This window comes from Dolichospermum sp. DET69 (assembly GCA_017355425.1).
Taxonomy (GTDB): Bacteria; Cyanobacteriota; Cyanobacteriia; order Cyanobacteriales; family Nostocaceae; genus Dolichospermum.
In genome coordinates, this window is record CP070233.1 from 3527157 (window position 1) to 3548656 (window position 21500).

Genomic DNA, 21500 nt, shown 5'->3' on the forward strand with positions numbered 1-21500 from the left:
ATGTTTCCCTATCATTTTATTGGCTATTGGGGTGATGAGAAAAAAGAGTTTTTCATGCAAAGGCACAGAGGCACAAAGAGAGAAGTTAAGGAAGAAAAATTTGTTTGGGATGTTGTTTATATTGGTTGTGAGTCTGTGCCGTCGCTCCCTGAAAATACGATTGCTGGTATTTCTGCTGCGGGGGTTTTTGATAATCTTGATGTTTGGGTAAAGTTAGAATCAAATAGGTTGATTTTGGGAAGAGAAGCTTTTGGAAGGGTTTCTTTATTTTGGACTCAGCAAAAAGGGGTGATTTGGTTTGCTTCACAATTACAATTACTTTTAGAGGTTATAGAAAAACCGGAAATTAGTATTTCTGGTTTATATGGTTATAGTTGTTTTTCTTATGTTCCCAATCCTCTCACTGCTGTTAATGAGGTGTTTTCTGTACCTGCGGGAACTGAGATTATTTGGGAAAATGTTGATAATCCCCAATTTCGTAGTATTTATCAATGGTGTGAATCAAAGTCACAAATTCAAGATGAAAACACCGCAGTTTCTCAATTACAAGTTTTACTAAAAAATGCTATTCGAACACAAATTGCTGATTTAAAAGATGAACCTGTAGGAGTGTTTCTTTCTGGGGGTTTAGATTCTTCTATCGTTGCGGCTTTGTTGGTAGAAGCTGGGGTGAAAGTTCGTGCTTATACTTTAGATTTCGGGAATGTGGGAATCCCTGAATATCCCTATGCGGAACAAGTTGCACAGTTTTTGAATATTCCTTTGGTAAAAGTTGATGCTAGTCCAGGTAAGATTAAAAAGGCTCTTATTCCTACTGTCAAAGCCTTAGATTTACCTTTTGGTGACGGAGTGACAGTTCCTTTATATCTCCTGAATCAAGTTGCTTCTGGGGAAACTCAGGTGATTTTTAATGGTGAAGGTGGTGATCAATTATTTGCTGGTTGGACTAATAAACCTTTGATTGCTGCGGGTATTTATCAATCTGAACACCCTAATCAAGAAGAAAGTTTTATTCAACAATATCTGCGGACTTTTCACCGTCTTTGGGGTTATGAATCAAGGGTATATCAGCCGAAAATATATGCTCATATTCAGGGTTTAAATGCTCAGGATTGGCTGTTAAATGCTCTTGATAGCAGTTTTTGTCCTTCGTTATTACATCGCCTTCGTCGTGCCAGTTTGATGTTAAAAGGAGCGCAAAATATTCATCCGCGTGCGACTGCGTTGGGATTTGCTCATGGGTTGGCTGTGCGATCGCCTTTTTGTGATTTACTTTTAGCAGAATGGACTTTTCAGCTATCGGGTGAACTCTGTCTACATGGTGCTTGTGAGAAGTATATTCTCAAACGGGCTGTAGAAAATTTGCTACCTTCAGAAATAGTTTGGCGACAAAAACGCGGTATGGGTGTTCCCTTAACCTCTTGGTGTTTAAATGATTATTGGCATGATATCGGTAATTGGTTAAATCCTGGTATACTAAATGCGGATAACTGCTTTATTCCTGATCTTGCTGCACAAATTGTCACAGGTGAATTAGGGGGCGCAATTCAAGGCCGACGGATTGGTGAAAGTCTATGGTTATTGACAATGTGGCAACTTTGGCGTTATCATGTTTTTGGTTCTCAACTAGGTAAAAAGTCTTTATATCATCCATTTATCATACCTCGATGGTTATGGCAAAAATACCAACAATTCCCAAGTTAGAACTAGAACTTGCACAAGAGTTATTACAAGTTTATGGCTCTCCAATATATGTTTATGATAGCGATTTTTTACGCCAAACTATTGCACATATTACTCAATCTATCCGTTATCCCCACACCAAGTTTCATTTTGCTAGTGTGACCAATGGCAATATTGCATTATTGAAAATATTTAAAGCCGCAGGTTGGGGACTTCATGCTAATACTCCAGGTGATATTTATTTGGGTTTAAATGCAGGTTTTCATCCTAGTCATATTATTTATAGTGGTAGTAATTTGAATCGGGAGGAAATGGCACAGGTTTTAAATTGGGGTGTGACTACTCTTAATTTGGATAGTATTTCTCAGTTGCGGTTGTTGTCTGAGGTTTTTTTGTCTCATGCAAAGGTGCAGAGGAGCAAAAAGGAGGAGGGGTTACATCTTGGTTTGCGATTAAATGTTTCTGAAGATAGTCGCATTGGTGTGACTTCGGCTGATTTTGATGAGGCTGTTGCTATTACTAGTGCTGTGGGTTTAAAGATTTCTGGTTTACATTTTTATCGTGGTACGGGAACTAATGCCACAACTGCTTTTACTGATGTTATTGATCAGATTTTAGCAATTGCAGAAAATTTACCAGATTGGCAATATTTAGATTTTGGGGGTGGTTTTGGTTATCCCTATCATCAAAATGGTGCGGCTTTTGATTGGAAATTATTTGGTGATGAATTAAGTACAAAAATTAATAATTTAGATAGAAAAATTAATTTACTAATTGAGCCAGGACGTGCTGCTATTGCTGGTTGTGCTACTATGTTGGCTAAGGTTGTCTCTGTAAAATGGCAAGGAAAAAAACAAATTATTGGTGTTGATTCTACCATTGCTAATATTTCTGTTCTTTCTGTACATGGAGGTTATCGAGAAATTGTTACTTGGAAAAATCCCACTTCTGAAACCTGTCTCACTGATGTTTGTGGAAATACAACTTACTCACGCGACTATTTAGGAAAAAATTGCCAACTTCCTGTTCTAGAAATTGGTGACATTATTGCTATTTTAGATGTTGGTGCTTATGGTTATGCAATGTCATCACATTTTTTACATCGTCCCAAACCAGCGGAAGTGTTACTAGAAAATAGTACACATCGTTTAATTCGTAAACGGGAAGATTACAGCGTTTTACTTAACAATCAAATCCTTTAATTGAGCCTAAAACTATGAAATGTATTAAATGCGGAACTGATAATAATTTAAAAGACAGAACAGCAAATCAAGGAAGATGTACTAAATGCAATCATCCTTTTGCTTTTGAACCTACAAGCATGGGAACTGTGAAGATTACAGATCCTATGTTTGCTAAACTTATTAATGATATTTCTGCTAATAACACTTTATTTTTTACACCCAAACAACTACTTTACTTTCTAGATAGTCGTTTGCGAAACAAATCATTTAACGCATTAGGATTTGGTTTTTCATATTTCTTCTTAAATATTTGGGTAACAGGCTTTGTTGGTGGTTTTTTAAGTGGGATATTTGGATCTAATTCTTCTTTAATTGCAAATTTAATTTATCAAATTGGCGTAATTATTTATCTGTTTAAAAACACAAATTCTGCTAAATTCAATAATGCTAGTCGCAAAGCTAGTGCTAAATCTTTACAAAGACTAGGAATTTTGATTTTAGTTGTCGGAATATTTGCAAGTCTGTTTGTTCTTAAATCATTTGTTCTATTTGCCAGTTTCTTGACTATAGGAATGTCTTCATTATTCGTAGGAACTCAACAGTTAGGAAGAGTTGGTAAATTAAGACAAGAATTTTTGATTTCTCAAACTCAATTACAAAATTGGTTAAAACGCTGGGAGCAAATTAATAATATACCTGAAAAAATTCTCCCTTCACCAAAAGAACAAATTGCACCTGCGTTAATAAATCCTGATGTCACTGCTTACAGTTTTGATAGATTAGTAGTTTGTGATAGTTCTACTATTGCACAATTATTAATTGCTAATAATTTCCATTTTGAAAATAACTGTGCAATTCTCAGCATTACTGGTTATCCTCAAAGTATTTTTAACACGACAATGGAAATGCTGCGTCGTAACCCTGATTTAAAAGTTTATGCTATCCATGATTGTAGTCCTAAAGGTGTGAGCTTAGTGAATCATCTCCGCACCAGTGAACGGTGGTTTCTCAATAGCAATGTGACAATTATTGATATTGGACTTTTACCCAGACAAATTATGGCTACTAACCGAGAAGTATTTATCCAATCTTCTCCAGATTTAGCCACCGCAGCCAAACAATTAGCTAGAGAAATTCGTCAAAGTTTCACTTCTGAAGAATTAGCTTGGTTAGATGCTGGTAACTTTGTCGAATTAGAATCTTTCACACCGCAAAGATTAATTCAAGTTCTCCGCAGTGGTATTTCTGGAAGTTCTAATTTAGAAAGTGATGATAGTAGTATGATTTTAATGGATAACTCAGGAAATGATATTTATATGGTGGAAAGTTTTGGGTAACTAAAAATTGGTGTTGCTGATGATTATTCTGGCTGAGAAATTGCTTGTTGTTTTCTAATTGCACGAGCAATTAATGGAGCTTTCTTTTCTAATCCTGTTATGGTAATTTCACCATCAATATACATTTGATACCATGCTTGACGCTGACGAATAACTCGTTCATCATCCTGTAGATGTAATCTTTGCAGAGTAAATTCAGCTTTTTGGCGTTCCTCTATAGGTACTGCATTAGTTATTACTAATTGCAGGGAAGGTAACAAAATTTCAAACCAATCATCTTCAACTTCAAATGGGTCAAGCACTTGCTTATCAAGAGTTCCTTTACTACTATTAATCCAACCAGAAGCAAAACGGTAATTACTCCATTCATAAGCTAAATGACGATGATTATCACAGGATAAAAAATGATCTACCGTACCAACAGGTTCATACATTGCACTATAACCGCAAAGATTACCAAAACCATCAGCTAAATCACTTTTGAAATTTGACCAATAATCTCTTGGTCTTTTTTTAGGATCTGTATTTTTCTCTAACCAATTATTACCTGGTTGTCGTGCTTTTAGATCAAAATTTTCCGGTTCTGCTGGAGGATTAAACTTTAACATATTTACTATGAGTCTTATGAGTCTGATGATCTTGAATTTCTTTTTTCTGCTGTAACTATCCAACGTGGCCAAAATGAATCATGTCCTGGTAAAAGTCTTTGCAGTTCTTGATGAATTTGTGATTGTGTTCTCAAATTTTCAGGAAAAGCATTCATATCATCATTACGCATCCACGCTTCTGCGGCTTCAATTGCGGTTTCTGATTCTTGAGAACGCGCTTGTTTTAGTCCAAATATTTCCGATGTTAACCATCCTACTGTATCTCCTTGTTTAGTCCAGGAAATTTCATTTAGTTCAACGTCTTTTCCTTGCAATTCAAATAAAAATAATTTATCTTGTTCTTCATCAAAAATTGGTTCTAATGAAGCCAATACAAGTGGAGAATGAGTAGTTACTAAAGCTTGTACTGTTATATTTGGTTTTAACTGATTTACGACGGATAAGATAGATGGTAAAATGACTCTTTGCCAGCGAGGATGCAAGTGAGACTCAATTTCATCAATTAACAAAACTATTTGATTCATTGGTTCTTGCTTTCTGAGTTCTGAAGCTTTTTCGTGTTCATACCAAGTCCATACCAACAAATAAGCAAGTCCCAAAATCCGCTTCATTCCTGCTGAAGCTTGGGTAATAGGAATATTACCATAAGGAAGATTAATTGTGGGAATGTCGCGCACATCATCCACAGATACTCGCGTCGGTTCTCCTATTTCTATCCATTCATCTGGATGGGGTGAAAGTCGTTTTATGACATCAGATAAAAGTTGAAATGGCATTTTTTGTGGTTGATTTTGCCATGTTACCCAATCTTGAATTAGTCCACGACAAAGAGTTGTTCTCTTTAATTTCAAGCCATTCCAAAGTGTATATGGAGTAAAATTATAAGCACTATCACGGTTGCGAATAGGATCAAAAACAGAGAAACTACCATCAACGCGAACAAAAATAACTACCTCGTTTAATTCAGGAGGTGACTCTACATTTGTCCATTGTTGTTCAGAAAAATTAAAACCACTTTGATAGTCTTGTATACCATCTTTGGTACTAATTTGGGAGATAATTCTAGGAATTTCTTCTGTATTTCTTTGCGGATAAGCGGGTTGTTCTACCCAATTTCCGGTAAGTACCCACCAAGCAACATCTAGTAAAAAACTTTTACCTAGTCCATTATCCCCAGTAAAAATGTTGAGTCTATCAGCAAATTCAACATCAAATTGAGAAGATGGTCCAACAGACCTTAAATGAAGTTCTTTTAACATTTGACTACTTTTTGAATATAGATTTATTTACCTGTAACCAAATTTCCAAACTCACCAATAACCACAGCTTAACACCATATCTTCCCCAAACATCCCCTTTAAAATCTAACCACTCACGCAATATATCCTGATTGATATAAGCTGAAATCTCACTATTTCTATTTAACAATAATTTCCTCGCTTCCTGTTGCCAATATTTTCTAAATCCCAATTGGACAGGAACCATCATCCCACTTTTAGGACGATGAATAATACTAGGTGGTAAAATATCACTAACTGCTTTTTTTAAAACTGCCTTTTCCTCAACTCCTGAAAGTTTATATTCTGGAGGAATTTGCATACTTAATTCAACTACGCGCTGGTCAAATAATGGTGACAAACCTTGTAAATCTGCTGCTTGGGTTAAATTATTCACCTTGGTTAAAATCTGATCTGCACCTTTAAATTTAATATTCAATGCCATTAATCTATTTAAATAATTAGCATCAGCATTTAAATCATTATAAAATACAGATGGTTCATTTTTCAAACTTTGCCAAATTTCCGGTTTTAAAAGTTGCGGCAAATCTAAAGCGCACTTTTGAAAAGAAATTAAAAATGCCTGTAGTGAATCCTGGTTATTAATAGCACCATATAAACTATTAATTAACATGGGTTGATTTTTTGGACCACCAAAACAAGGATCTCCTCCTTCTCCATTGAGTGTAATCTGCACGTTTTCCCGTGCCATTCTACCTATTAATAAATTTGGGACTGTTAAAGGATCTCCAATAGGATCATCTAAATAAGCCATTGTTTCGGGAAGACCTTCCCACATATCCCGCAAGGTAATTTCTAAAATATGATGTTGCGTTTGGCAATATTGAGCAACTAAACTAGAAAATTCTAATTCGTTCGCAGTTTCTGCACCAAAATGAATAGAATAGGTATGAATTGGTGCATGATGCAATTTTGCTGCTAATGCGGTAATACTGCTAGAATCTAAACCACCAGAAAGAAAAATACCCACAGGTTGATTTTCTGGTAAATATTCTTTAACAACTTGTTCAAGTAAAGAACGGAGTTTTTCTGCATACCATTCTAAAGATTGATTTGTGTCTATAATTTGTTCTTTTAGTTGCCAATAATGATAATATTTATTTAATGGCATTTGCAGAAAAGTACCAGGACGAATTTCCTTGATATCTTGCCAAAGTGTCCTTTCTCCAGGCACAAATGCACAACAAAGATAATCTCGTAATGCAATTAAATCTAAATTATCACTACGATAAGGTGCAAGAGTTCTTAATTTTGAGGATATCCAACAAGTTACACCAGTTGTAGTATAATATAAAGTGTTGCCACCTATGGCATCTCTAATTAAATATAATTCCTGTTTTTCACAATCCCAAACTACTAACCCAAACATTCCCACTAGTAGGGTTAAACATTCAGAATTGTATTTTTCCCAAAGTTGAGCAACCAGTTGTTGATTACTGCAAGGATCATTAATTTCAATTCCTAATTTTTGCAGTAATTCACTTCGATTACTTAGCCAAATATCCCCAACTACTACAAATCTTTTAGTCGGACTCAGTGCAAATTTTTCTGATTTGGAAATAACTGCAAATTGCTGATCTTGCCAAATTACATCTGCTGTTAAATTATCGAGTTTTCCGTAAGCTACGCACCAACTAGACTTAAATTTAATATTGGCAATGGAAGATTGAGAAGTTTTAAAAAAATTAAATAGCATGAGTTTGAGTATTTGGGAGGAGGTAATTATCAATTACCTCTTCTCCCATTAAAGTCTAAGCAGCAAAATTTGCCGCGACAAAATCCCAATTCACCAAATTATCTAAGAAATTCTTGATGAATCCGGGACGAGCATTTTTGAAATCAATGTAGTATGCGTGTTCCCAAACGTCAATGGTAAGCAGTGCTTTTTTACCATGTGCCAGGGGGTTTTCAGCGTTGGGGGTTTTCATAACTTTGAGTGTACCACCATCATCAACCAACCAAGCCCAACCACTACCGAATTGAGTTGCAGCAGCAGCGGAAAATTCTTCTTTGAACTTCTCGAAGCTACCAAAATCTTTTTCAATTTTAGCCGCTAATGCGCCTGTAGGTGCGCCGCCACCTGCTGGTTTCAAGCAATTCCAGAAGAAGGAATGATTCCAAACTTGAGCCGCATTGTTGAAGATTCCCGCTTTAGCAGAGTCTTTAAAAGCAATTTGGATCACTTCTTCTAAAGACTTATTAGCTAATTCTGTATCCTTCGTCAAGTTGTTGAGGTTGGTTACATAAGCTGCATGATGCTTACCATAATGATACTCAAAGGTTTCAGCTTTCATGCCATAAGACTCTAAAGCGTCCGTTGCAAAAGGTAAAGGAAGTTGTGTAAATGCCATTTTATGAAATCCTCTTTTTACTGTTTTCTAGTTGCAAGCTATGAAGGAAGCTTAGGAAATTACAGATTTTGTATGGTGTTTTTTTATATCCTTAGTATGGGGACATAAAACTTAACATTTTTATTCTACAGTAGTTTGTCAATAAAGCAAATAACGCCAAAATAGGGAGTTTAATCAGCTACTACTCCAAAATATATAATCATCAACTGGGGCTAATATCCATCTCAAGTTAGATGAATTAATATGTAAATAGTTTACGATACTATGTTAACAACCAAAAATTTGCACTACTCAAAAGTAGGGTGGGCAATACCTAGCAAAACCCGCCTATTTGTCGTTACTCAGCTAAAACGCACCTAATTTAAATATTCGGGCGGGCAGGGATGCCCCTGACAGGTGTAGGTTTTTAATATTTTCTGTAGAGCCAAGACTAGGAAGACAAGGAAGACAAGGGGGATTTTATCCACAAAACACTCAATTGTAGTGTGTTCTATTACCAATCATACATTCCTTTCTACGGTTTTCCTCCCTTGTCACCTTGTCTGCCTTGTCCCCCAAGTCTTGTCCTCAAGACAATGTAAAAAACCTACACTTGTCAGCAAGGATGCCCACCCCACAATGTTTAGCATGAAATACAATCGAGTGCGGGTAAACCCCGCCCCTACAGGGTTTGTGATTTAATGACTGTATCTCATTTAAGTGCATACCGCTATAAGAGGTTATACAATTTAAATGCGGAACAACTTACCAATGCGAAAGACGCTGATTGTAATGGCTAATAATTTGTGCCGCAACCTCAGAAGCAGTTAAACCATCGGTTTGGAGTTCAATAGCATCAGCCGCTTTTTGCAAAGGGGAAACCTTCCGAGTGCTATCTTTCAAGTCGCGTTCAGCAATATCCCGTTCTAGCTGTTCTAAACTAACTTCGGGTTGATTTTGGGTTTGAAAGTCTTGCTGACGACGACGCGCCCGTTCTCCCACAGAAGCAGTTAAGAAAATTTTAATTTCCGCATCTGGGAAAACATGAGTGCCAATGTCTCGACCTTCAGCCACTAAACCCCCACGTTGTCCCCAACTTTGCTGTTGTTGCACCAATGCTTGCCGAACTGCACTTTGGGCAGCGATCGCAGATACAAGAGATGTCACTGCAATTGTGCGAATTTTTTGAGTGACATCTATATCATTAATCTGGACTTTGACGGGAGATTGCAAACTTTGGCTAGGAGTCAGTTCAATTTTACACCGAGTCGCTAATTCAGCAACAGCACAATCGTCATCAATGGCAATCCCCTGTTCCAGCACCAGCCAAGTAATAGCCCGGTACATAGCCCCCGTATCTAGATATACTAAGCCTAATTGATGTGCCACTTGGCGAGCGACTGTAGATTTACCAGCACCAGCAGGGCCATCAATAGCGATAATCGGTTGGCGTAACCCGTCGTTGACATCGCGTAAAACCGTGTTGTCAATTAGCCGTGTAGAACCAAGACGAGCAGCGATCGCCAACATTCCTTCATCCTCAACTTTTTCTAAAAACATCAACGTATTCGGTTCAACTAATTCAATATATTCCAAGCTGATATTGCTAACTTTGGCGATTTCTTGCCGCGCCAATGCTATGAGTTCACTGCTGTGACGAACGCCAGCCCGAAACGCCGCTTCAGCTTGCCGTAAACCTTTAAATAGCACCCTTGCTTGCTCTTTTTCTGTGGTAGTCAAATATTGATTACGAGAACTTAAAGCCAAGCCGGAAATTTCCCGCACTGTAGGACAAGTAACAATCTCTACTGGCAAATTTAAATCAGCTACTAACCGTTTAATAATTGCTAGTTGTTGACCATCCTTTTGTCCGAAGTAAGCTCGGTCAGGTTGTACCAAATTAAAAAGCTTGGTAACAATCGTGGCCACTCCTTGAAAATGACCCGGCCGAAAATTACCACACAAGCTAGATATCATATCAGATGGAGGGATCACTTGTGTCACCTGAGTTTCTGCTATATTCTTCCCAGGTATACCAATTTCTTCCGGAGTTGGGGCGAAAATCACATCTACCCCAGCTTGTTCACAAAATTGTCGGTCTTGTTCTAAAGTCCGGGGATAGCTTTGATAGTCCTCATGGGGTCCAAATTGCAGGGGATTGACAAAAATACTGACAATCACCGTCGAATTTTCCTGTCTAGCTCGGTTAATTAAGCTTAAATGACCTTGATGTAAACCCCCCATAGTTGGCACTAAACCAACATCTGTGGGATACCAACTAGTTTGTTCATCAAGTCCGAGATCCTCTGGTGGCCGCCGCTGGCTTTGGCAGCGGCGGCGATTTAAATAGCAGCGTAAAGCTGCAACTGTTGTCAGCACACGCACAAAATACCCCTAGTTCCTTTCTATCCTTTCCCCCGTTAGTTTATATCTGATAGCGCAGAGTGGCGCAAGCAATAATTGGGGGATAATGATCAATGAACCAGGGGTTAATTAATATTGAAGAGCGAAAAGAGAGTCAGAACTAGGAAGCGGGTTATCTTCCCAAAACCTCAAGACTGACTGGAGCAACACCACTGCCAATCATGCCTAATAATCTAGCAGCACCAGCGGAAACATCAATAATTCGACCCCGGATGTATGGACCTCTGTCATTGATTCGCACGACGACAGAGCGACCATTACGGGTGTTAGTTACACGGATTTTTGTCCCCAGGGGTAAGCTCCGGTGAGCAGCAGTTAATCCTTCAGGATTATATCTTTCACCACTGGCTGTTTGACTGCCAGAGCCATCATAACCGTACCAAGAAGCTACGCCCTGAAAACTGAGATTGATATTACCGAAGGCAATCTTTTGCGGTAGCTTGAGTGGGGATGCTGATTTAGCTACTGGTAAGTTAGTAATTTCGTTAATGGGAGACGCGTTGCCTATGAGTCTCCGCAGTCTATTAGTTGCTTGTAAGGCATCTTGGGAAAGATTTACGGTTTGCACCACCCTGTCACTATGGGCGCTATCTGCCAATCGTATCCCTTTATTGACTTCTACCAGTTCTTGACCGTCAATTGTAATGGTGTAGCGCTCGCCTGACGGTTGTTGACTTAAGAAGCCTTTTTTATCGGCTTTATTGTTAATTATGGAATTATCCGCTGCTTTCCAACTAACGGTAATCTTGCTTGCGTCTACATTTTTTTCGATGAGTTCATTAATTCTAGCGGCTATGACACTAGCTTTCTGAACTGGTTCATTGTCAACGGAACTAACTTTTTTGTTAAATTTGATTGTATTACCAGCATTGCTAAAACTGGCAACCTTGGCTGAACTGGTAGTAACAAGAGAGTCAGAATTGACATTCTCATTATTGCTAATTACTCCAACTTTGGTTTCTTTTTTACTAACTGGGGTAGAACCCAGAAACGTCAGAACAGGAATGTCCCGAACATAAAGAGTTGCTGCTTGTAAACCACGAACACTGTGAGGATAAATTCTAGTAATCACAGGATCTGAGGTGGGTTTTTCTGTTGGGGATTGGTATTCTCCTACTTTGACAGCATCACCTGTTAGTGATACTTGGCTAGTTGGGGAACTTTCCTCACTAGTTTGAGTTCGACCAACTAAGGGTAAACCCAAAACAGCCAGAAATACGGCAACTGTAGTCCACAAATGTCTTTGATTCATGCGTCCGATTTTAAAGCGACTATAGAACTTAAGTTTTTTGATTAGCGGGTTTTTCACCTTGTGAATAGTGACTTTCGCTGGAAACTCGAACCCGTTCCGTTTTCACTTTGTGTTTTGTAACTCGAATACATTAGCATGAATTTTTGGGCTTGGGGATCAGGGTTTTAGCGTAAGTCTCCAACCAATGGCCAAATTTACAGTTAGATTTGAGCTTGTAAACCGTGATTAATTCAGGACTTTGGCTATGTAACGTTTTTTTTTAAAATTTCCATATTTTCTTAAAAAAACTTAATCTTGGCTGATCATGTAATTCAACGGTTACTACCTAACATTTCTTATCAGTAATCGCAAATCTTGAGGTATTGAAAAGCCTATCAAGCTAACTTGCGTTTATATAAAATCTTACTTTCAATAATTTGATTATCAGCAGATATAATCAGAGAAAACACAATCTATACAAAGGTTGAACCCTAAAAATCTTTTGGTCTTTTTCACTCAATACATAGTTTTTTATCTACATTCTAGATAAGTAAATACAGCTAAATATTTTTCATTAATTAGTCTTAATTTATACATAAAATACCAAAATAATAAAAGTGATTTATCTCCAGTAAGTATTTATTCTTATCCCCCGATCAATAATAAATGAGACAATGAGAAGAGTGGCAAGCACATATATATGCACACTAAGGTATAAAATAAAACTATAGAATAGCTATTTTCGTAATAATACTAGTAATCAATTTTGTATCAATCAATCAACCCTATGTCTAATCCAGAAAATCCAGAAATATTACCACCAGCACTTTTAGACATTCTCCAAGAATTATACTCCCAGTATAAATCCCTGAAAGATGGTGTAGTAGCCAACTATATTCCCGAACTTGCAAAGGTAAATCCCGACTTATTTAGCATTTGTATTGTGACTACAGATAGTCAAATTTACGAAGTTGGCGATTTTCAATAACTGTTTACTATCCAGTCAATTTCTAAAGTCTTTGTCTATGGACAGGCATTAGCAGATCATGGTAGGGATTATGTTTTAAAGTGTGTGAGGAACTATCGCAACGGTTGGGATTACATCTTTTTGGATGATTAATTGCTTTCACACATTAATTAATCATCTTCATCAAATTAATCACGTAAATCATAGTGCAGAACTTTTAATGCTAGTGTTTATTATGGAAAATCCGTCTGAACTATGATTTTTATGATTTTTGTGATCAAGATGATTAATTGCTTTCACACATTAATTAATCATCTTCATCAAATTAATCACGTAAATCATAGTGCAGAACTTTTAATGCTAGTGTTTATTATGGAAAATATGTCTGAACTGTGATTTTTATGATTTTTGTGATCAAGATGATTAATTGCTTTTACACATTAATTAATCATCTTCATCAAATTAATCACGTAAATCATAGTTCAGAACTTTTAATGCTAGTGTTTATTATGGAAAATCCGTCTGAACTATGATTTTTATGATTTTTGTGATCAAGATGATTAATTGCTTTTACACATTAATTAATCATCTTCATCAAATTAATCACGTAAATCATAGTTCAGAATTTTTAATGCTAGAGTTAATTATGGAAAATCCGTCTGAACTGTGATTTTTATGATTTTCGTGATCAAGATGATTAATTGCTTTTACACATTAATTAATCATCTTCATCAAATTAATCACGTAAATCATAGTTCAGAATTTTTAATGCTAGTGTTTATTATGGAAAATCCGTCTGAACTATGATTTTTATGATTTTTGTGATCAAGATGATTAATTGCTTTCACACATTAATTAATCATCTTCATCAAATTAATCACGTAAATCATAGTGCAGAACTTTTAATGCTAGTGTTTATTATGGAAAATATGTCTGAACTGTGATTTTTATGATTTTTGTGATCAAGATGATTAATTGCTTTTACACATTAATTAATCATCTTCATCAAATTAATCACGTAAATCATAGTTCAGAATTTTTAATGCTAGAGTTCATTATGGAAAATATGTCTGAACTGTGATTTTTATGATTTTTGTGATCAAGATGATTAATTGCTTTTACACATTAATTAATCATCTTCATCAAATTAATCACGTAAATCATAGTTCAGAATTTTTAATGCTAGAGTTCATTATGGAAAATCCGTCTGAACTGTGATTTTTATGATTTTTGTGATCAAGATGATTAATTGCTTTTACACATTAATTAATCATCTTCATCAAATTAATCACGTAAATCATAGTTCAGAACTTTTAATGCTAGTGTTTATTATGGAAAATATGTCTGAACTGTGATTTTTATGATTTTTGTGATGAAGATGATTAATTGCTTTCACACATTAATTAATCATCTTCATCAAATTAATCACGTAAATCATAGTTCAGAATTTTTAATGCTAGATATTCAGATCCCCCACTTTAAAAAAAAATAGGGGCTATATTCAATTTACAATTTCTGCAATAATTCCTGAGTTAATTGCATAAATGCTTTAGAACCTGCTGTATTCGGACTTAGTAAGGATACAGGCATAAAACTATCAACAGCTTTAGCAACATTAACATCAACTGGTATTTGTGCTTTACAGATTTTATCTACTCCAAAATCTTCGATAACTCGGTGCATTACCTGTTTATAATATCTACCATTTAGGAGATTTGCACTGGACATACTAAAGACAATTCCCAACATTTTAATATCTATGTTGGCTTCGTGTTCGTGACTTTCTTTTAATTGGGCAATGCGTCTTTCTAAAAGTTGAATTCCCACAACAGATAAGGGTTCTGGTTTAGCTGGGAGAATATAGAAATCACTTGTAGCTAAAGCACTGCGAGTTAATAGATTGTAACCGGGAGCGCAATCTAAAAGAATAAAATCATATTCATCTCGCACGGGTTTTAAAATATCTCTAATTAAAACTCTTTCAAAGCGATTCCAGATATTTTCAAAATCCTGTTCTCCCAATGCTACTGATTGATTATGCAGCATTTCCGAAACGACAAATTCATCATATAAGTCTATATCTCCCGGTAATAAATTTAATCCGGTCAGATTACAAATTTGAGGTTGAATGATATCCCCAATTGTAAATTTTGCTTCTGGTTCAGGGTTAATAATTTGATCTAGCAAATATCTAAATGTCTTTCGTTGCTTGCGACGTTTGGCAAAATCTACTGGTGACATTAAACTCAGTGTGGCACTAATTTGACTGTCTAAATCTAAAACCAGGACTTTTTTTCCGTGATTTTTCGCCAAGCAAGTAGCTATATTGACGGTGATGGTAGTTTTACCGACTCCACCTTTCATGTTTGCGGTTGCAATTACATATCCCATTTTTAATTCCCCTACTGACGCTTTTCCATTGAGGTAGCGTTCATATTATCTAATAGATTTTCACTTTGGTTAATTTTAGTCTTTTGGGGGATGTGGAAAAGTAGGATTTGTAATAGATACCATTTCTTTATGAGAATGGACTTAATTAGCAAATGTAGAGACGTTCTTAATTAGAGAACTCCACAAAAAAAATAATCCAATCTTGTGGGATGGGCATCCTGCCCGTCCTTGTATTATTAACAAAGATGCCTGCACCACAAGAGAATTTGGGATATTTTTTGATTTGGAGGTCTCTTAGCAGATGTAGGGACGTTTCATGAAGCGTCTCTACAGTAATGGGAGTTGAATATTTTGTGCTAATAAGCTCTGAAGACGTTGTAGTTGCGAACCAACTTGGTAAACTAAATCGCCTTTCCCTATCAGGTAAGCTGCTACGGTTGATGTCCCACCTAAGATTATTTTTGAATCAGCTTCGCTTTTGGTGCTGAGTGCAACCCGTCCAGGTAAGTTAGAACGAATAATTGGGGTGACAATACTGGCTTCTGGACGTTGTGTGGAAATAATTAGATGAATTCCGGCGGCTCTTGCCATTGCGCCTAGACGTTTGATACTTTGTTCCAATATGGTGCGAATTTCTTTTTCTGCCATAAAATCGGCATATTCATCAAATATACAGACTATTCGCGGCAAAGATGGAGAAGAACGTTGATTATAGGTAATTAAATCAGCACATTTAGCTTTTTCAAATTTTTGATAGCGAGATTCCATCTCTGCAACTAATTCTTGCATTAATTCTACAGCGCGATCGCTATCTTTGACTACTGGTGAATATAACCACGACATTTGCTCAAACTCTGGAAATGTCACCCGCTTAGGATCAACTAAAGCAATTTTCAAATGTTGGGGAGAATGACGGTAGAGTAAACTGAGCAGGAGCGATCGCAAAAATTCGCTTTTACCGCTTCCAGTTGTTCCCCCAACCAAAAAATGACAAGTATTCGGATCTGATAAATCAGCCTCTAACAATTTACCATCAATACTCACGCCAATGGCAATTTTCACGGGTGCTGTTGGGGGTAAAAATTGCTTTTTAATATAATCTTCAAATTTGGCAATTTGTCTATCTGTACGGGGTAAATCAATACTCACATAACCAGCTTGGGGAGCAATTAAAGGCGGATATTCTAACCCCAATTGTACTTGTAAATCAGCGGATAATCGTAATAGAGAACTGACTTTAACACCCAGATTTGGTTTAAGTTTTACTCGAATAAATGCTGGACTTACAGCAGCACCTTGATACTCAACACCAATACCAAAAGATTGCAAAGTATTAACCAAAGCTTCTCCTATTTCATCAGCATTAATATTTGGTAAACTCTCCCCCCTTTCTAAGGGGGGTTGGGGGGGATCAGATTCCACATTTGTAACTAAAGATTCCCCTGTTTCATCAGCATTAATAGTTGACGTAGTTCTCAACAGATCACATATATCTATCATTTTCTCTATACATTGATGCAAAGAAACATTAGTATTAAAAAAAGTCTGACATTTTTGTTGTTGAGGGCAAATTTCACATAAATGAGGTTGAGTTGTAACTGGTGGTGGGTTAGGATTTGGAGATTCCCAACTCAACCATTGTTGCATCTGTAATAGTTTGTAAGGAATTAATTGATGAACTGTATTTTCTAATTGTTCCCAAGAATATTTGTATTCTTTAAAATCAGGTAAAACACAATAAACAGCAGAATCAACAGGTGCTTTTTTCTTCTCCCATAACATATAACTATAGAGAGAAACTTGTGCTAATTGTGCTGCTGAATCTACAGGTTGATAGGTTTTAAACTCTATCATACAAAGGCGTTTGAGTTCAAAGTTAAAAACTAAACAATCAAATTCACCTCTTACCAGTTGTTTTGTGCTATTAGGTAAATTAAAATAATGTTCTAAAATGCGTTCTTCATTAATAAAAGTATTTCTAATCACTGTTTCTGCACTGCAATAACGGCGATTAATAATTAATAATTCCGTCAATTGTTTAATAAGTCCTTGTATTCCCTGCCAAACTTGTAATAAAGCGGGTGCTTTACTAGGATCTTGACTAATAGTATTTTGTAAATAAGGGAAAAATTTAACTTGGTAGAATATTTGTTGAATTTCTGAGGCTATTTCATCTACATTTATTCTGGTTGCATCTGGGTTGAATAAAGATTTAATTTGTGGTTCAATAATCAGTAAGTTAATAAAATCATCTGCTAATTTATGAAAAGCATTACCAATTCCTGATACTACATTTTTAGGGAAAAATATGGCTTTATCACCAAATTTATGGTTAAGGTAAAATAAACGAGGACATTCAAAAGCCAATCTCACTTTAGTCGGAGTTAAAGAAGAATTTTCTGATTGATGATTTACCATATTAAATATATTACTAATAGCATCAGGGTTAGATATTTGCAGTAAGCGACGATGAACAGCAGCGAGATATACTGTATCCATTGCTGCATAGTTTAGTTGTTTTTGAGAGAGAGGGCGTTGTCCCCAATCGCTTGTTCCTTCTTCAGCATCTACATGAGAAAAGTGACAGAGTTCAGTCGCTAAAGTTTTTAGTTTTAAGTTGGTAGTTTGTAAAACTTTACGGTTAATTTTTTGGGCTAATTTTAAAGTACAGGTAACATTTTGGGCTAAAGTTTTTCCCAGATATTTTAAATCAAAACCCGCACTATGAAATACTTTTTCAATTTGGGGATTAACCATAATTTGGTTAATAAAATATTCTGCTAAATCAGGTTTATCTAAAACATCAAAAAGGTAAGCATATTCACCTGTTAAGTCCGTAGGATTAGCCAATGCTTGAATTAGTGCTAATTTGGGATAGTGAGTATTCCAATCAGCAATTTCTGTATCTAGCCATAAAACTTTATAAGTTCCTAGTTGAGATATTTGATTGTAGATTTCAGAAGATTTTGTCAGGTAGTGCATTGGCTGATAATATCTTAAAAGATAAGTAGATTTAAGCAACTAAACAAATTAATTGATCTGGTAATTTAGCTTTTGGGTTAATTAACTTCACTTTCTTTTCTTGACATAATAGATCAATTAAATGTTGAATATCAGTTTCTTGAGTATCAGAAAACTGATTAGCAGCCTGTGAAATCAAAGTAGGTACTCCCATAAATTGCTGAGTTGTGACAAGATTTAATAAGAAATCCTTAACGGGTCTTAAATCTTTTTTGCCATTTCTATTGGTATCTGGTGGTGTTTCTTGTTTATAAACAATTCCTAAATTCTGAAACAAGGTACATTTATACAAAATTTGGGATTCACGAATTAAAACTTCTAGTTTTTGTACACTAATAGATTTACCACTAATTACTAAGTCTTGAGATTTTGCAGAATTTACCAAACTTTGGTATGTTGCCAAGTAATGAATAGACTGTAAATTTGGTTTGATATGAACATGATTAGTATCTGTAAATATCTGTCTATAGATTTGATTGCCAGCTAGGTTTGGCTTTCCTAAATCTCCACCACGAATTAAGTACATAGTTTGACATAGATTTTTTTGAATTGCTGTTTGACAAGCATTCATTATATGAAAAAAACTATTCATATTTGCATCTTCTGTCCACACTACTCCTACTCTTTCTTGTTTGTGAGACTTTTGATAACTCAAGGAATAATTAGCATACTTTCCGCTTACAAGTTTAGGCTTAATTTCTTGTATTTGTAAGGCAGATATAGCTTGTTGTAACATCTGAATTAGATCAGATGATGACAACAAAGATATTTTGGTAATTTTTTCCTGGTTTTTGTTATATTCTTTCTGCCATAGTAATTGAAATTCTGCTTGAGTTGTATCCTGATTACTTTTATCTGGATCTACTTGTGTTGGGGGAATAATACGTATAGTTTTAGGAGTCCCATTTTTATCTGGTATTAAAACATTTATGGGATTTATTGGAACTTCAACTATTGCTGGCTTTGGCTTTTCAGTTAATAGGGAAATTTTATATTTTTGATATTCATCACGACCTAGAATTAATGTATTTCTAGGCATGGTTTTACCACCAGGGTAATTTGTAGCTAAAATTTGTTGATTTAGAGGAAAAATAGCAGATTTAGGTTTGGGAGTTGCTAGTTGATGTAATGGATTCAGTTGATAAGCCCAAAGTGCTTCTGCTTGTTCTATATTAATACGTTTTAACTGAATTGTTTTATGTATTCCTGCTTTATCGGCTGGAAGAATCTTGTCAAAATGGCGTTTTAAAGTATCTGTAATAACACTGATAATCACTAAAAAGTTTTTTAAACTATCCCCGTGAATAGTTGTGTTGACATTGAAAAAAGGTTGTATATCCAGAAAACCTTCTGGTAACTGGGGCATAGTATCTAAATTGTCAAAACATAAAACTATTGGTTGGGTTTGTGTGGAAATTCTGCCAAAGTTAGCCAAAATATTTTTTGCAGCATCTTCTGTATCAATGCAGTTTTTTACTCTGATTTCTTTCATAGACTCTTCGCTTAGATCATCCCCGCGCAACCATTCGCAAGCTAAGTCATATAATTCTGGATTTGCGAGATCATGCAGCACTCCAAAAAAGATGTCAGGATTATAAATACCTGCTTTCTTATAAGTATCTTTGAGGTGTTTGATGAATTTTTGACGATTGCTTTGTAGTGCTTCCCAAAAATTATCATTAAATATTCGTTGTTTTATATTAACTTTACTAAATGCAGATAAACTTTTGAGCCATAACATTAACTGTGATTCTTTTTCACCTTCGGGAACTTGAATTAAACTATCAACAGTATGCCGTAAAATATGCCGCCAAATATAGGTGCTATCAGCCCAGTTACAGAGAATATAGGCAAAAAAGGCTTTCGGGTTAAGAGTACGTTTGAGCCGACCTAGTAAATAACTTTTACCAGAACCAGAATCACCCGCTAACAAAACTGTCCGACTACGATGATCTTTACCTACTAAGTCAAGTAAACCTTCAATCTCTATTATTGTCTCTTGATGAATTGACTCAACCATTAGCGTTGAATCTTGTTCGTCAGCCCAAAAATTAGTAGGTTTTAAATTGATTATGTCAAAAGGATTGACCTCACGTTTAATAATGTTGTTGATGTCTGTCATAGCTATAGGTTAGTGAGAGGGCAAACGAATGAAAAAAGAAATAGTTGAAATCGTTTTAATTGACAGTGATAAAGAACAGTTGACCACCAATATTTTGAGGGATACCAGCATCAATTTGCTTTGGTGTATAAGCACTGACTTCTTGCAAGGAACTCAAATCAATTTTGTCAGTTTTCTGCAATCTATACAATGCCTGATCTAATTCATCCCGTGACATTGGTGGTTGTAATTTTTGCCGTAAATGAAAAATAGGTAAATAATTCTCTGTACCCAATTCCTGATCTAATTTCTGAATAATTTTTAAAATTTCTTCATCACTTATATCTGACGGTTCACTTGCAGCTAGTGAAGCAGAAACTTGTTCTGACTTAACCCGCAAATTTTTTCGTAAAAAGTGCAGATAATTACCCAGCATATCTAAACTGACAGCAGGGTTAACTCCCTTGTTGGGAATATATTCATCCCGCAAAAACTCAATTCCTCTTTCAGTCAACCAAACCTCAGCTTTAATTCTTTGAATTTTGATTTCTGTCGCAATTAAACCGCGTTCACTTAAGCTTTTTAGTATCTCTCCTCGTTCAGCAGCTTTTAGAAAAGTTATTTCACTGGGGGCGATTTTAGCAGTAGCTTTACTGAGCTTATCCAACACCTTACGCTCTTTGTCAGTGATGGGTAAATCGGCTGATTCGAGTTTCAAGAGTGCTTGAGCAGGGGGTAAAATTTTAACTGTGGCAATCTCCCGTGAATAGTCTACCAGTTCACGTTCCCCCAAATCTCGACAAATTTTGTCCCTACCTTTGAAGGAACTAAAAGTGCTGGAACTCAATCCAGTACGATAGTCGGCACATCCCAAAAGCTTCAAAAGGAACTTTAACTCATTCGTTTCCATACGGGTAATCTTGCT

General features: G+C 35.9%; 13 protein-coding genes and 1 pseudogene. 4 read left to right on the top strand and 10 right to left on the bottom strand.

From position 1 onward, the window contains the following. From EZY12_16085 to EZY12_16095, 3 genes are read left to right on the top strand one after another with little or no spacing between them, the layout of a single operon-like run. Entirely contained in the window at positions 1–1704 is a 1704-nt protein-coding gene (locus EZY12_16085; protein ID QSX66336.1) for an asparagine synthase, read from the top strand. Continuing rightward, on the top strand, positions 1674–2885 hold the full coding sequence (locus EZY12_16090) for a decarboxylase (protein ID QSX66337.1): 1212 nt from the start codon (positions 1674–1676) through the stop codon (positions 2883–2885). Before EZY12_16085 ends, EZY12_16090 begins: the two co-directional genes overlap by 31 nt. Before the next feature lie 14 nt (positions 2886–2899). Further along, a complete protein-coding gene (locus tag EZY12_16095; protein ID QSX66338.1) occupies positions 2900–4204 on the top strand; it encodes a hypothetical protein in 1305 nt (434 codons plus the stop codon). Positions 4205–4227: 23 nt separating this feature from the next. Here EZY12_16095 and EZY12_16100 read toward each other — a convergent pair whose 3' ends face one another. From EZY12_16100 to EZY12_16125, 6 genes are all read right to left on the bottom strand, one after another. Then, positions 4228–4812, bottom strand: a complete 585-nt coding sequence (locus EZY12_16100) for a hypothetical protein (GenBank protein QSX66339.1) — start codon at positions 4810–4812, stop codon at positions 4228–4230. Positions 4813–4826: 14 nt separating this feature from the next. Beyond that, positions 4827–6071, bottom strand: coding sequence for an AAA family ATPase (locus tag EZY12_16105; protein ID QSX66340.1), 1245 nt, complete (start codon positions 6069–6071; stop codon positions 4827–4829). Positions 6072–6075: 4 nt separating this feature from the next. After that, positions 6076–7806: an asparagine synthase gene (locus EZY12_16110; protein QSX66341.1), complete on the bottom strand. Its 1731-nt coding sequence runs from the start codon at positions 7804–7806 to the stop codon at positions 6076–6078. Positions 7807–7861: 55 nt separating this feature from the next. Continuing rightward, positions 7862–8461: a superoxide dismutase gene (locus EZY12_16115; GenBank protein ID QSX66342.1), complete on the bottom strand. Its 600-nt coding sequence runs from the start codon at positions 8459–8461 to the stop codon at positions 7862–7864. 744 nt (positions 8462–9205) lie between these two features. Continuing rightward, positions 9206–10825 carry a bifunctional pantoate--beta-alanine ligase/(d)CMP kinase gene (locus tag EZY12_16120; GenBank protein QSX66343.1) on the bottom strand — a complete coding sequence of 540 codons (1620 nt, stop codon included), beginning with the start codon at positions 10823–10825 and terminating at the stop codon, positions 9206–9208. Between the two features lie 151 nt (positions 10826–10976). Continuing rightward, positions 10977–12116, bottom strand: coding sequence for a septal ring lytic transglycosylase RlpA family protein (locus EZY12_16125; GenBank protein ID QSX70699.1), 1140 nt, complete (start codon positions 12114–12116; stop codon positions 10977–10979). A 766-nt stretch (positions 12117–12882) separates the two neighbouring features. Between EZY12_16125 and EZY12_16130 the strand changes: the two are divergent. Beyond that, positions 12883–13215: pseudogene (locus tag EZY12_16130) on the top strand (glutaminase). 1353 nt (positions 13216–14568) lie between these two features. On the opposite strand, the gene EZY12_16135 reads toward EZY12_16130, so the two are convergent. From EZY12_16135 to EZY12_16150, 4 genes are all read right to left on the bottom strand, one after another. After that, on the bottom strand, positions 14569–15453 hold the full coding sequence (locus EZY12_16135; GenBank protein QSX66344.1) for a ParA family protein: 885 nt from the start codon (positions 15451–15453) through the stop codon (positions 14569–14571). A 327-nt stretch (positions 15454–15780) separates the two neighbouring features. Further along, a complete protein-coding gene (locus tag EZY12_16140) occupies positions 15781–18435 on the bottom strand; it encodes a PD-(D/E)XK nuclease family protein (protein ID QSX66345.1) in 2655 nt (884 codons plus the stop codon). A 31-nt stretch (positions 18436–18466) separates the two neighbouring features. Further along, positions 18467–20596 (bottom strand): ATP-binding protein, encoded by a 2130-nt coding sequence (locus tag EZY12_16145; GenBank protein QSX66346.1) that lies wholly within the window; start codon positions 20594–20596, stop codon positions 18467–18469. Positions 20597–20651: 55 nt separating this feature from the next. After that, a complete protein-coding gene (locus tag EZY12_16150; protein QSX66347.1) occupies positions 20652–21485 on the bottom strand; it encodes a transcription factor RcaD in 834 nt (277 codons plus the stop codon). Positions 21486–21500: the final 15 nt, after the last annotated feature.

What these genes read in the sequence shown, in the direction of transcription:
- EZY12_16140 (QSX66345.1), bottom strand. Translation starts at nt 18,435, where the DNA reads ATGCACTACCTGACAAAATCTTCTGAAATCTACAATCAAATATCTCAA.
- EZY12_16150 (QSX66347.1), bottom strand. Translation starts at nt 21,485, where the DNA reads ATGGAAACGAATGAGTTAAAGTTCCTTTTGAAGCTTTTGGGATGTGCC.
- EZY12_16090 (QSX66337.1), top strand. Translation starts at nt 1,674, where the DNA reads ATGGCAAAAATACCAACAATTCCCAAGTTAGAACTAGAACTTGCACAA.
- EZY12_16085 (QSX66336.1), top strand. Translation starts at nt 1, where the DNA reads ATGTTTCCCTATCATTTTATTGGCTATTGGGGTGATGAGAAAAAAGAG.
- EZY12_16100 (QSX66339.1), bottom strand. Translation starts at nt 4,812, where the DNA reads ATGTTAAAGTTTAATCCTCCAGCAGAACCGGAAAATTTTGATCTAAAA.
- EZY12_16095 (QSX66338.1), top strand. Translation starts at nt 2,900, where the DNA reads ATGAAATGTATTAAATGCGGAACTGATAATAATTTAAAAGACAGAACA.
- EZY12_16105 (QSX66340.1), bottom strand. Translation starts at nt 6,071, where the DNA reads ATGTTAAAAGAACTTCATTTAAGGTCTGTTGGACCATCTTCTCAATTT.
- EZY12_16145 (QSX66346.1), bottom strand. Translation starts at nt 20,596, where the DNA reads ATGACAGACATCAACAACATTATTAAACGTGAGGTCAATCCTTTTGAC.
- EZY12_16115 (QSX66342.1), bottom strand. Translation starts at nt 8,461, where the DNA reads ATGGCATTTACACAACTTCCTTTACCTTTTGCAACGGACGCTTTAGAG.
- EZY12_16125 (QSX70699.1), bottom strand. Translation starts at nt 12,116, where the DNA reads ATGAATCAAAGACATTTGTGGACTACAGTTGCCGTATTTCTGGCTGTT.
- EZY12_16110 (QSX66341.1), bottom strand. Translation starts at nt 7,806, where the DNA reads ATGCTATTTAATTTTTTTAAAACTTCTCAATCTTCCATTGCCAATATT.
- EZY12_16135 (QSX66344.1), bottom strand. Translation starts at nt 15,453, where the DNA reads ATGGGATATGTAATTGCAACCGCAAACATGAAAGGTGGAGTCGGTAAA.